General features: G+C 74.7%; 11 protein-coding genes. 7 read left to right on the top strand and 4 right to left on the bottom strand.

Translation table 11 applies throughout. The features are described from left to right. Positions 1-1,479, top strand: a complete 1,479-nt coding sequence (locus tag F0L17_RS09615; protein WP_238419309.1) for an alpha-2,8-polysialyltransferase family protein — start codon at positions 1-3, stop codon at positions 1,477-1,479. 146 nt (positions 1,480-1,625) lie between these two features. On the opposite strand, the gene F0L17_RS09610 is transcribed toward F0L17_RS09615, so the two are convergent. Beyond that, the gene (locus F0L17_RS09610) at positions 1,626-2,708 is read right to left on the bottom strand and encodes an acyltransferase (protein ID WP_338018250.1); all 1,083 of its coding nucleotides are present in this window, start codon (positions 2,706-2,708) and stop codon (positions 1,626-1,628) included. A 378-nt stretch (positions 2,709-3,086) separates the two neighbouring features. On the opposite strand from F0L17_RS09610, the gene F0L17_RS09605 reads away from it, so the two are divergent. The 3 genes from F0L17_RS09605 to F0L17_RS09595 all read left to right on the top strand — a co-directional run bounded on the left by F0L17_RS09605 (position 3,087) and on the right by F0L17_RS09595 (position 5,269). Beyond that, a complete protein-coding gene (locus F0L17_RS09605; RefSeq protein WP_155070744.1) occupies positions 3,087-3,737 on the top strand; it encodes a SurA N-terminal domain-containing protein in 651 nt (216 codons plus the stop codon). 88 nt (positions 3,738-3,825) lie between these two features. Beyond that, the gene (locus tag F0L17_RS09600; protein WP_162466001.1) at positions 3,826-4,878 is read left to right on the top strand and encodes a nucleoside triphosphate pyrophosphohydrolase; all 1,053 of its coding nucleotides are present in this window, start codon (positions 3,826-3,828) and stop codon (positions 4,876-4,878) included. 28 nt (positions 4,879-4,906) lie between these two features. Continuing rightward, a complete protein-coding gene (locus F0L17_RS09595) occupies positions 4,907-5,269 on the top strand; it encodes a DUF6479 family protein (protein WP_155070743.1) in 363 nt (120 codons plus the stop codon). Between the two features lie 260 nt (positions 5,270-5,529). Here F0L17_RS09595 and F0L17_RS09590 read toward each other — a convergent pair whose 3' ends face one another. Both F0L17_RS09590 and F0L17_RS09585 read right to left on the bottom strand, forming a co-directional pair. After that, a complete protein-coding gene (locus F0L17_RS09590; RefSeq protein ID WP_162466000.1) occupies positions 5,530-5,967 on the bottom strand; it encodes a DUF4190 domain-containing protein in 438 nt (145 codons plus the stop codon). Between the two features lie 198 nt (positions 5,968-6,165). Beyond that, the gene (locus F0L17_RS09585; protein WP_238419308.1) at positions 6,166-6,756 is read right to left on the bottom strand and encodes a VanZ family protein; all 591 of its coding nucleotides are present in this window, start codon (positions 6,754-6,756) and stop codon (positions 6,166-6,168) included. 240 nt (positions 6,757-6,996) lie between these two features. Between F0L17_RS09585 and F0L17_RS09580 the strand changes: the two genes are divergently transcribed. Beyond that, positions 6,997-8,496, top strand: coding sequence for an MFS transporter (locus F0L17_RS09580; protein WP_155070742.1), 1,500 nt, complete (start codon positions 6,997-6,999; stop codon positions 8,494-8,496). 14 nt (positions 8,497-8,510) lie between these two features. Here the strand turns inward: F0L17_RS09580 and F0L17_RS09575 are convergent, their stop codons facing one another. Further along, a complete protein-coding gene (locus F0L17_RS09575) occupies positions 8,511-8,963 on the bottom strand; it encodes a DUF4190 domain-containing protein (RefSeq protein WP_155070741.1) in 453 nt (150 codons plus the stop codon). Between the two features lie 187 nt (positions 8,964-9,150). Here F0L17_RS09575 and F0L17_RS09570 point away from each other — a divergent pair, with 187 nt between their 5' ends. Together F0L17_RS09570 and F0L17_RS09565 are read left to right on the top strand one after the other, a co-directional pair. Beyond that, positions 9,151-10,434 carry a cytochrome P450 gene (locus F0L17_RS09570; RefSeq protein ID WP_162465999.1) on the top strand — a complete coding sequence of 428 codons (1,284 nt, stop codon included), beginning with the start codon at positions 9,151-9,153 and terminating at the stop codon, positions 10,432-10,434. A gap of 216 nt (positions 10,435-10,650) precedes the next feature. Beyond that, positions 10,651-11,649, top strand: a complete 999-nt coding sequence (locus tag F0L17_RS09565) for a transglycosylase family protein (protein ID WP_274389090.1) — start codon at positions 10,651-10,653, stop codon at positions 11,647-11,649. The last annotated feature ends 124 nt before the right edge of the window (positions 11,650-11,773 follow it).

Below are 11,773 nucleotides of genomic sequence, written 5' to 3'. Positions count from 1 at the left end.
ATGCCCGACACGGTGAGGACGACCGACCACGAGACGCCGGCCCGGGACGAGTCGGCCGCGGACGGCCCCGGCGGACGCACCCGCGTCCAGATCTTCGAGGTCTCCACCCTCTACGGCGCCGCCACGCTCGCCGCCGCCCTGGACGCCGGCCTCTTCGGCCCGCGGCACCGGACCCTGCGCGTGCTGTTGGTCTCCAACAACGCCGAGGTGCCCGAGACCGCCTCCCGGCTGGACGAGATGCGCGGCTGGCACCGACTGGCCGCCCGGTTCGACCGGGTGGTGGACTGGAACGACACCATCCGCCCCCACCACCCCAGCACCTGGAACCCGGCGGGAGGCGACGCCCCGCTGTGGGAGCGGATGTTCCGGGCGAGCTGGCGGCTGGGCGACGGGCCGATCGACCTCGTCGTGGAGTCCGTCCACGTCAGCCCGGCCAGGGCGCTGGCCACCGTCTTCGCCGACGCCTCCCTCCACGTGTACGCCGACGGCCTGATGAGCTACGGCCCCACCCGCGAGAAGCTGCCGCAGACCACCGCCTGCCGCATCCAGCGGCTGCTCCACCTGGACCTCGTGCCCGGTCTGAGGCCGCTGCTGCTCACCGAGTACGGCGTGCCGTCCGAGCTGGTGCCGAACGACGTCTTCCGGACGGTTCTCGACGAACTCGACGACGCCTCCCCGGCGGACGGCGACGGCGAGCTGCCCGGTCCGGACGACGAGGGGGCGCCCACCGCCGTCCTGCTGGGCCAGTACCTGGCCGCGCTGGGCATCCTCACCGTGGACGAGGAGGAGGCCCTGCACGAGCGGATGCTGCGCGGCGCCGCGGCGGCCGGGCACCGCTCCGTCCTCTTCAAACCCCACCCGACCGCGCCCGCCCGCTACTCCAAGGTGCTGGACAAGGCCGCGGCCGACACCGGCGTACGGCTGCTGGTGCTCGACCGTCCGATGCTGGCCGAGACGGTCTTCCGCCGCTGTCGCCCCCGGCTGGTGGTGGGCTGTTTCTCCACGGCGATGCTCACCGCGTCCGCCCTGTACGGGGTGCCCATCGCACGGGTGGGCACCGGGCCCCTGCTGGACCGGCTGACCCCCTACCAGAACAGCAACCGCATCCCCCTGACCCTCGTCGACGCCCTCGTCCCCGACCTGGAGGCGCCGGCCGGCGGAGGGACCGCCGAAGGGGAGGCGCGCGGCGCGGTGGTCACCGACTCCGCGGACGCGGTGCGGGAGGTCGAGGCGCTGGCGAGGACCGTCGGGTACTGCATGCAGGCCGACCGGTACCCCGGGCTGCGCGCCGAGGCCGAGGCGTGGCTGAGCGCCCACTTCGGGGAGGACACCACCCGCTACTTCAAGCGGCGCCGGCTGACCGCGCTGGGACTCCCCGGCGGACTGACGCCCGGCCTGGTGCGCCGGTTGCCGGGCAGCGGTACCGCGCTGCGCGCCGCGCGCCGGGTGCGGCGGGCCGCCCGCAGCCGCGCCGGGTAGTCCGCTACCGGGACGCGATGGGGAGACGGCGGGGAGACGGGGAGGCCGCGGCGGGGCCGGGGCCGTGGTCCGGCCCCGCCGCGGGGCATGGGGGCGGGCGCGTCCCTCGGGCGGCGCGCGGCGCGGTGCCGCCCCCGGCACGCTCGTCAGCCCAGGTACTTGCGCAGCCCCAGCCGTCCCCACAGCGCACTGGCACCGAACGACACCGCGACCGTCACGGCCAGCAGCGCCACGAACAGCGCGCCCGCCACCGGCCAGGACAGGTCCGCGGTGACCAGCGGCTCCACCAGCGCCGAGATGACCATCACGTGCACCATGTAGGCGCCCAGCGAGGCGCCGGCCAACTTCCCCACCAGCGGACGCCACCGCTCGGGCACCCGCACCCGGTTGAGCGCCAACAGCAGCCCGCCGGTCATCACGGCGACGAGGACGTGCGCGTTCGGGATCACGTAGTGGACCTGCGTGTGGTACCAGAGCACCCCGGCCATCGTCAGGACGATCGGCACCGCCCACACCCACCGCCGTCGGACGGGCACCCCGGCGGGGAGGGCGAACAGGAACGCGCCGATCACCGCGTACATCACCTGGTAGAGGCCGAAGCCCCAGCCGAAGTGCGGAACGTCCCAGCCGGTCCACCGCTCCAGGTCCCCCGTCAGGCTCGGCGCGCAGGCGAGCACCAGCAGCACCGCGCCCAGCCCCCACGGCCGCCTCCCGGCCCGTACCAGCACCACGAACGCCAGCGCGATCACCAGGGGGATGTAGGCGTACATGAACCACAGGTGGTACGCGGGCCGCACCGACCCGAAGAGGGCCTCCACCGCCAGCCGGGAGACGGGCCCGTCGTTGGTGCCCCACAACCGGCCCCAGACCAGGTAGAGGGCCGTCCACACCAGCAGCGGCACCGTGTTGCGCACGACCCTCCGCCACATCCGACGGCTGTCGCTCGGCGGCGCCCCGACCAGCACGGCCCAGCCCGCGATGGCGAAGTACATGGGGACCGCGAACGGGTTGAGCGCCTCCACGACGTGCCCGGTCCAGTACACGCCGGGCCCGTTCGCCTCCTCGCGCTCCACCGCGGCTATGAACACCCCGCCGACGTGGCCGAGCATCACCGCGAAGGAGCACACCAACCGCATCAGGTCGATGTCGTACCGGTGCTCCCGGGTGGGCCGGGAGGGCGGATCGGCGGACTGCGCGGGGGCGGGCGGCGGGGGGCCGGGACGGGGCACCCGGAGGTCCCGTGGGTCGCTCTGCCCGGAGCCCGTGCCGATGTCGGGACCGCGCTCCGGGACGTGCACGGCTGTTTCGTTGGACACGGGGGCAACCCTTGGGCATCGGGGTGTACGGAACGGGAACGACGGGCGAACACTGCCGAGTCCCGTCGTGTCCCCGCGCCGCTCCCGCCGCGTCCGTGCTTCTTCCCCGCCCCGGGCCGCCGCTCCGCCCCCGGCACCGTCCGCCCCGCTCGTTCGTTTGCCGAAACAGTGTCGAAACGGTGGTGGGAGCCGCGCGGACTGCCTAGCATCGATCACCGCCGGGACGGCCATGCACAGGTGCTCCCCGCACCGTCCACACCACCCGTTCCACAGCCGCACTCAGGAGGCTTCATGTTCCGCCGCAGGATCTCGCTCTCCCTCTCCGCCGCGGCAGCGGTGCTCGTCGGGGCGCCGTTGCTGACCGCCTGCGGCAGCGAAGCCCACCCCGGCGCGGCGGCCGTCGTCGACGGCGAGCGGATCACGGTGTCCCACGTGCAGGCGCAGGTGCGGGCCGTGCGGGACGCCCAGGGCGAGGACGAGCAGGGCGCCGAACTGGTCGAGAACACCGGGCAGCTCACCCGGGGCACCCTCGGCACCCTCGTCTTCCAGCGGGTCCTGGAGAGGGCCGCCGAGGACGCCGGGGTGGAGATCACCCGGAGCGACGTCCAGCGGGCGCGGGCGGAGGCCGAGCGCAACGTGGGCGGTGCCGAGCGGCTGGAGGAGATGATGATCCGGCAGCGGGCCGTCGCACCCGAGAGGATCGACGAGGCGGTGCGCGCCCAGGTCCTGGTCCAGAAGCTGGCCGAGAAGCTGGGGGCCGACCTCCGGACCCCCCAGGGACAGCAGGCCATGACCGAGGTGCTGGCGGAGACGTCCGAGAAGATGGACGTGACGATCAACCCGCGCTACGGGGCCTGGGACGACAAGGAGATCACCCTCGTCGACACCGAGGAGCCGTGGATCAGGAACGTCTCCGGCCCCGGACCCCAGCAGCCCGCCTGACGCGTCCGACCGCGCCGACCGAGCGGCGTGCCGCCCCCGCGCCGGGTGGCCGGACGGCTGCCGCCGTTCATCGGTTACGTTCGGAAGCGTGAACGCCTCACCAGCCGTCCCGGTCCCCGCCACCGGCCGCATCGTCCTGCTCACCACCAGCCACCGGGTCGCGCCCGGCCTGCTGTCCTGGCCCGCCTGGCAGGCGGTGCGCACCGCCGACCGCGTGCTGTGCGCGGACCCGGACCACCCGCAGCTCCCGTACCTGCGCGAGGCCGGCGTCACGGTGCGGACCGCCCGACCCACCGCCCGCGAACTGGTGGCCCTGTGCGCGGGCGGTGACGACGGCGCCGTCGATGGCGCCGGCACCGGCACCGGCGGCCGCACGGTGGTGGTCCTCGCGGGAGCCGAGGGCGAGCCGGAGCTGACGGACGGACTCGCCCGGCTCGCCGGCTCCGGTCGCGAGGCGATGCCGGAGCTGGAGCTGCTCCCCGGCTCCTACGACCTGCCCGGCGCCCGCCTGCTGGACCTGGTGAGGGTCATGGACCGGATCCGCGCCGAGTGCCCCTGGAGCGGGACACGCACCAACGAGGACCTGGTGAAGTACGGCATCGAGGAGGCGTACGAGCTGGTCGAGGCCATCGAGGAGGGCGACCGCGAGGCCCTGCGCGAGGAGCTGGGCGACGTACTGCTGCAGGTGGTCTTCCACGCTCGGATCGCCCAGGACGACCCCGAGGAACCGTTCTCCGTCGACGACGTGGCGGGCACGATCGTGGAGAAGCTGATCCGCCGCCACCCCCACGTCTTCGGCGACGAGACCGCCGAGACCCCCGAGGAGGTCAAGGCCCACTGGCTGCGCACCAAGGCGGTGGAGAAGCGGCGCGCTTCGGTCACCGAGGGCGTCCCGCTGGGCCAACCCGCCCTCGCCCTGGCCGCGAAGCTGGCGGGCCGGGCCCGTACCGCGGGCATCGACGCGCTGCCCGCCGGGGAGGGCGTCGGCTACGAGCTGCTGGCCCTGGCCGCCCGCGCCGAGGCGGAGGGCACCGACCCGGAGACGGCGCTGCGGGCCGCGGCCCGCGCCTACCGGGACGCCATCCGCGCGGCGGAGGCCGGCGCACGCGGGACGGAGCGGTCGGGGCGCCGGGCCGAGTGAGCCGGCCGGAGGGGGGTACCCGAAGGCCATGAACGGCATCCACGCGGCGGAGCACATTCCCCTGGCAGCTTCCGACCTGACGATCGGCATCGGGCCGCTCGTCGCCGGAGTCCTGGTGGCGTCCCTGCTGATCCTGGCCGTGGTGTACGGACTGCGTCTGCTCAGGCGGGGTGACGAGGGCGTCTCCACGCCCTCCGAGCACCCGGAGAAACCGATCGGCTACGAGGACGGCATCCGGGAGGACGACCCCGTCCCCTCGGACGGGAGGCGCCGGTACCCGCACGAGCTCCAGGAACACGAGGACACCCACCCCGTCGGCCCCGACGACCGGCGCACCTGGGACCCGGGCAGCAGCGGCGGCTTCGGCTCCGGCGGCCCCGGCCACACCTGACGGCGGCGCCCGGCCCATCCCGGGGTCGCGCTTCGACGGCTTCGACTGCTTCGACGGCGCGGCCCCGGGACGGGCCGGGCCGTGCCCTCGCCGCACACGTCCCGTGCCGCCGCCCTCGGCGCCGGGTGGCGGGCCGGATGACGGGTGAGAGCGTCGGGCCCCTGTCGCTCCCCGGCTCCCGGTGCGAACCCGTCGACCGGACCCGGTGATCGTCTCCGGACGCCGTCCGAGGGGCGTCGTGCGGGAGGATCCCCGGGGGCTCAGCCCTCCAGACCCCCCAGGTCCCGGTTGAAGTCGCGTTCGCACTGTTCGCGGTCGGCGGCGGTCTCGGCCCGGTTCACGCAGTCCTCGAAGTTCTTGAACTCGTCGGAGTTCAGGAAGGACACCCCCGCGACGACAAGGGCCACCGACGCCACCAGCCCGAGGCCGCCCACCACGGCCCCGGCCAGCGCCATCCCGCCGTTGGTCGCCTCGCCGCGCTTCGCCCGGCGGCGGCCGACGATGCCGAGCACGATCGCCGCCAGTCCCAGCACGATGCCGCCCAGGAGCGTCCAGAACAGCAGCAGGGCGATCACCCCGAGGACGAGGGCGGCGATGCCGAGTCCGTTGCGGGGCGGCCGTCCACCGGCGGGGCCGGACGGCGCGGCGCCCGGCCCGGGGGTGTGGGGGTGGCCGTGGTAGGGAGATTGCGAAGACACCGGGGCGTCCTTTCGATCGGGTGGGCGGAGGGGTGACGGGCCGCTCGGACCCACGTCCCGCCCTGTCCGTCCGGGCGGGCCTCGGCGACGCGAGGCGCCGTCCGCCCTCACTTCTCGTGCGTCCGACTCGTGTGCCCTGAAGGGGAGTCGGATCCTGGAACGGATGCCCGGGCGCGGTGGGTCGAAACGACGGACCCGTCAGGCGCCCTCGGCCCTCGTGGCGGCACCGGTGCGTTCCCGCCGTGCCCCGCGCCGTCGCCGCCGGCGGCGCGGCGGATGGACGGCGCGGCCCAGCCCGCGGCCGAGCAGCAGGTAGCCCAGGAGCGCGCCGGTGGTGTTGAGGATGACGTCGTCGACGTCGAAGGCCCGACCCGGAACGGCGAGCCCCTGCACCAGCTCGACCGCGGTCGTCACCACCACGGTCGTCAGCGCCACCCGCAGCGGCCCCAGGAGGTGGGGCAGGGCGACGGGCAGCAACACGCCGAAGGGCACGCCCAGCGCGATGTTGCCGCCCAACTGCTTGACGGTGTCGCGGAACGCGGGCTGGTCGAGGTAGGCGCGGATGGAGTCGCCCGGACGCAGGTTGCCGTGTGCCAGGGGCTCCGACGCGTGGGACGGGGTCAGGGTCAGTCGGGCGAGGAGAACGGCGAACAGCACCGTCGCGGCCAGGGCCACCGCCATCACCAGCGCCCGCACCACCGGCGAGCGGGGCGCGGGGGTCTCCTCGCGCGGCGCGGCGGACGTGTCGGTGCCGCCGCTCGTGCTCCTGGACGGAAGGCCGCGCCTCATCCGGTCCACCCCCGGCTCGTGATCGTCCGCGGCGAGACGGTGCGCCCTCCGCACCGTGGACGTCGGATACCCGGGGTGAGGGGACGCATGCGGTACGACGCGGACGCGCCCGCGCGTCGAGCGGAGCCGCCGCCCGCACCGGCCGGGGGGGGCCGGCTCCGGCGCCGGGGGCTCCCCGTCGGTACCGGGCGGTGGTCGGACGCGGTCCCCGAGGTGCCGGGGAGTCCTTAGCATGGCGGAATGGTCGAGCACTCGGCTGAAGCCGACACCCAGTCCCCAGGGACGGCCGGAGCGGGCCGGGTCCGCTCCACCTGGTTGGTCGTCCTCGCCGCGTGCGCCGGACAGTTCCTCGTGGTGCTCGACGTCTCCGTGGTCAACGTGGCGCTGCCCGCCATGCGCTCCGGCCTGGGCATGGACGCGCACCAGCTCCAGTGGGTCGTCAACACCTACACGCTGACCTTCGCCGGGTTCATGCTGCTGGGCGGCCGGGCCGGGGACGTCTTCGGGCGCAAGCGGGTGTTCCTGGCCGGACTCGGCCTGTTCACCGCCGCCAGTCTCGCGGGCGGCCTGGCCGCCGAGCCCTGGCACCTCCTCACCGCGCGGGCCGTCCAGGGCGTGGGGGCGGCCGTCCTGGCGCCCTCCACCCTGACCCTGCTCACCACCTCCGTTCCCGAGGGGCCGGCCCGCGCCCGCGCCATCGGCACCTGGACGGCGGTGGGCGCGGGCGGCGGCGCGGCGGGCGGCTTCGTCGGCGGGGTCCTCACCGACGCGCTCTCCTGGCGCTGGGTGCTGCTGGTCAACGTGCCCATCGGGGTGCTCGTCCTGCTGGCGGTGGCGCTCCGGTTGGGCGGCGACCGAACCGGAGGCGGAGGCCCTTCCGCCGGAGGGGGCGGGAAGATGGACGTGCCCGGCGCGGTGCTGGTCACGGCCGGGCTCGGCACGTTGGCGTACGGCATCGTGCAGACGGAGGCGATCGGCTGGAGCGAGACGGCCACCCTGGTGCCGCTGCTGGGCGGGCCGGTCCTGCTGGGCCTCTTCGTCGCGGTGGAGGCCCGTGCCCGGGCGCCGCTGATGCCGCTGCGGCTCTTCCGGTTGCCGTCGGTCCCGGCCGCCAACGCGGCGATGTTCGTCTGCGGCGCCGCGCTGGTCTCCTCCTGGTACTTCGTCTCCCTCTACATGCAGAACGTGCTGCTGTTCACGCCCCTCCAGGCGGGCCTGGGCTTCCTGCCGCACTCGCTGGCCGTCGTCGCCGGCTCCAAGCTCGCCCCCCGGCTGATGCACCCGCTGGGCGCCAGGAACACCGCGCTGACGGGCGTGACGCTGTCGGCATCCGGCTTCCTCTGGTACGGGCTGGCCATGGGCGCGGACGGCTCCTACGCGGGCACGGTCCTGGGGCCCGGCGTCACGGCGATGCTCGGTACCGGGCTGCTGGCCACCCCGCTGGCCTCCCTGGCCACCTCCGGTGCCCCGTACGGGGACGCGGGGGTGGTCTCGGCGATGGTGAACACCTCCCGCACCATGGGCGGCTCCCTGGGGTTGGCGGTCCTGTCCACGGTGGCGGCCGGCCGCATCACCGGCGACACGCCGGACGCCCTGGCCCCGGGCTACGCGCTGGCCTTCCGCACCGGCTCGGCGGTCCTGGCGGGGTGCCTGCTGCTGATCCTGCTGACGCTGCCGGCGGAGGGCCGCCGTCCGGACCGCGCCCCCGAGGGCGCTCCCGAGGGCACTCCCGAGGGGTGAGGGGCGGGACGCCCTCACCAGAGCCGGTCGCCGAGCTCCTCCACGCACTGCCCGCGCTCGGTGGAGCCGGGGGCGTCCCGCATGCAGGCGCGGAAGTCGTCGAACGCGTCGGAGTTCAGGAAGGCCAGGGTCGCGGCGATGAGGGTGGCGGAGAGCGCCAGGCCGACCAGGCCCGTGACCGCGCCGGCGAGGGCCATCCAGCCGTTGGTCGCCTCGCCCCGCGCGGCCCTGCGGTGGCCGACCAGGCCGAACACCACCGCCAGCACCCCCAGCACCACGCCGACGAGGACGGTCCAGAACAGCGTCAGGGCGATCAGACCGAGGACCAGGGCGGCGATCCCCATCCCGTCGCGGGGCGGCGGCTCGGGAGCGGGCGCCTGCGGCGGGAGCGGTTCGGGCTCCTGGTGGCCCCAGTCCTGCGAGTAGGGGCCCCAGTCCTGCGGGGGCGGGTAGGAGGACGAAGGCACTGTGACCTCCTTCCGGAGGGTGCGTGGCGTTCGTCCTCCCCGCCGTACCCGTGACGCGACGCGGTATGCGGCGGACCGCCCCCGACGGGACGGACCGGACGCGCCGGGAGCACCGTGCCGCGAGGCCGTCGCGCACCGCGCCGACCGGCCGCTCCGACGGTCCGCGAGCCGCGTTAGCGTCGGGGGCGTGCACGACGAGAGAGCCCCCGAGAGAGACGCCGAGGGGACCGCCGGTCCCCCGCCCACCCCGCCCCTGTTCTCCCAGGAATTCGCCACCGACCCGTACCCGACGTACGCCTGGCTGCGCGAGCACGCGCCCGTGCACCGGACCGTGCTGCCCAGCGGGGTGGAGGCGTGGCTGGTGACGCGGTACGCCGACGCCCGCGAGACGCTGGCCGACCCGCGGCTGAGCAAGAACCCCGTCCACCACAGCGAGGCCGCGCACGGCAAGGGCAAGGTGGGCATCCCGGGGGAGCGCAGCGCCAACCTGATGACGCACCTGCTCAACATCGACCCGCCCGACCACACCCGGCTGCGGCGACTGGTGTCCAAGGCGTTCACCCCGCGTCGGGTGGCGGCCTTCGAGCCGCGCGTGCGGGAGCTGGCCGACCGGCTGATCGACGGCTTCGCCGGGCGGGGGCGGGCCGACCTGATCCACGAGTTCGCGTTCCCGCTGCCCATCTACGCCATCTGCGACATGCTCGGCGTCCCGGCCGAGGACCAGGACGACTTCCGCGACTGGGCGGGCATGATGATCCGCCACGGCGGCGGCCCCCGCGGCGGGGTGGGGCGGGCGGTCAAGAGGATGCGCGCCTATCTGACCGAACTGATCCACCGCAAGCGCGGCGACCTGGGCGACGATCTGATCTCCGGGCTGATCAGGGCGAGCGACCAGGGCGAGCACCTGACGGAGGACGAGGCCGCGGCGATGGCGTTCATCCTGCTGTTCGCCGGGTTCGAGACGACCGTCAACCTCATCGGCAACGGCACCTACGCGTTGCTGCGCGATCCCGAGCAGCGGCGTCTCCTCCAGGACGCGTCGGCCGCCGGGGACACCGGGCTGCTGCGGACGGCGGTGGAGGAGCTGCTGCGCTACGACGGTCCGGTGGAGCTGGCGACCTGGCGGTTCGCCACCGAGCCGCTGACGATCGGCGGGCAGCGGATCGGGACCGGCGAGCCGGTGTTGGTGGTGCTGGCCGCCGCGGACCGCGACCCGTCGAGGTTCGACGACCCCGACACGCTCGACCTCACCCGCCGTGACAACCAGCACCTCGGCTACGGTCACGGCGTCCACTACTGTCTGGGCGCGCCGCTGGCGCGACTGGAGGGGAGGGTCGCCCTGGCGTCCCTGCTGGGGCGCCTGCCCGACCTGCGGCTCGCGGTCGATCCGGCCGAACTGCGGTGGCGCGGCGGCCTCATCATGCGCGGCCTGCGGGAACTTCCGGTGGAGTTCGAACCGTCACAGACGTGACGCCACGTCACGAGTGTGACCTTCACGTGATCTACGCGACACTGGCTTGTGACGATCGGACGGGGGGCGCTACCTTCAGCCGTCAACTGCTCGACCCCGATGGCTCCCCACGTACGAGAGGCCCCACACATGCTCTCCGGGAACGGTAGACACCGCCGCCCCCGTCAGGCTCCCGCCGTCTTCGTCACCGCCGGAGTGACCGGCGCGGGAATCGCGATGCCCCTCCTCGGGGCCTCGGGCGCGCAGGCGGCCGACCTCGACACCTGGGACAGGGTGGCGCAGTGCGAGAGCGGCGGTCTGTGGAGCGCCGACACCGGCAACGGTTACTACGGCGGTCTCCAGCTCACCCAGGAGACCTGGGAGCAGTACGGCGGCACCGCCTACGCGGAGCGCCCCGACCTCGCCAGCCGCAGTCAGCAGATCGCGGTCGCCGAGAAGATCCTCGCCGACCAGGGGCCGTACGCCTGGCCCTCCTGCGGGATCAACGCCGGGCTGCGCCACGACACCACCGGCGAGGCGCCCGCCATCGATCCCGATCTCCTGCTGCCCGTCGAGGGCGAGGAGGGGGACGCTCCCGGCGGCGGCGGAGAGGGCGGGGCGGACGGCCCCGGGGAGGCTCCGGGGCGCGGCGACACCTCCGGGACCGGCGCCGCCGAGGGGACCGGTGGCGCGGAGTCGGAGAAGGGCGCCGGCGCCGACGGGACCGACCGTGCGCCGCGGACCGACACCGACGCCGACACAGAAGCCGGTGCCGATGCGGACTCCGACGCCGGGACGGACACCGGTGCCGGGACGGGCACCGACACCGACACCGACACCGAAGCCGGTGCCGAGGCGGACGTCGACGCCGACGCCCGGGAGGGCACCGGCCGGCACCGCGGCGAGCGGGACCCGCGCGAGCTGGAGCTGGAGCGGCAGAAGGCGGTGGAGGGACGGGAGGACGACCGTCGGGCCACGGGGGACGAGCGCCCGGTCGACGAGGACGACCGCATCGACCGTTCCGCGCGCGCCGAGTTCGCCGGTGGCCTGGAGCCGGGCGGGTCCGGCGCGCCGGCGCCGACGACCCACCTGGTGCGTCCCGGCGACTCGTTGGCGTTGATCGCCGAGGAGCACGAGGTCCGGGGCGGCTGGATCGAGCTGTACGAGAACAACAGGGAGGTCGTGGGCGAGGACCCGGACCTGATCCTGCCGGGCCAGGAGCTCGGCCTCGGTTGATCCGAAAGGCCGCTCCCGGATGACCCTCCCGGGTTACCACGGCGTGTCCTTCCCGTCAGGCCTAACGGCGCTTCCCTGACCTGCGGGGATTCACCTCCACGAGGGGCGATAAGGGTGAATGCCC

This window comes from Streptomyces taklimakanensis (assembly GCF_009709575.1).
GTDB classification, from domain to species: Bacteria; Actinomycetota; Actinomycetes; order Streptomycetales; family Streptomycetaceae; genus Streptomyces; species Streptomyces taklimakanensis.
This window is presented reverse-complemented; position numbering and strand designations above follow the sequence as displayed.

What these genes read in the sequence shown, in the direction of transcription:
- F0L17_RS09615 (WP_238419309.1), top strand. Translation starts at nt 1, where the DNA reads ATGCCCGACACGGTGAGGACGACCGACCACGAGACGCCGGCCCGGGAC.
- F0L17_RS09605 (WP_155070744.1), top strand. Translation starts at nt 3,087, where the DNA reads ATGTTCCGCCGCAGGATCTCGCTCTCCCTCTCCGCCGCGGCAGCGGTG.
- F0L17_RS09595 (WP_155070743.1), top strand. Translation starts at nt 4,907, where the DNA reads ATGAACGGCATCCACGCGGCGGAGCACATTCCCCTGGCAGCTTCCGAC.
- F0L17_RS09580 (WP_155070742.1), top strand. Translation starts at nt 6,997, where the DNA reads ATGGTCGAGCACTCGGCTGAAGCCGACACCCAGTCCCCAGGGACGGCC.
- F0L17_RS09585 (WP_238419308.1), bottom strand. Translation starts at nt 6,756, where the DNA reads ATGAGGCGCGGCCTTCCGTCCAGGAGCACGAGCGGCGGCACCGACACG.
- F0L17_RS09565 (WP_274389090.1), top strand. Translation starts at nt 10,651, where the DNA reads ATGCCCCTCCTCGGGGCCTCGGGCGCGCAGGCGGCCGACCTCGACACC.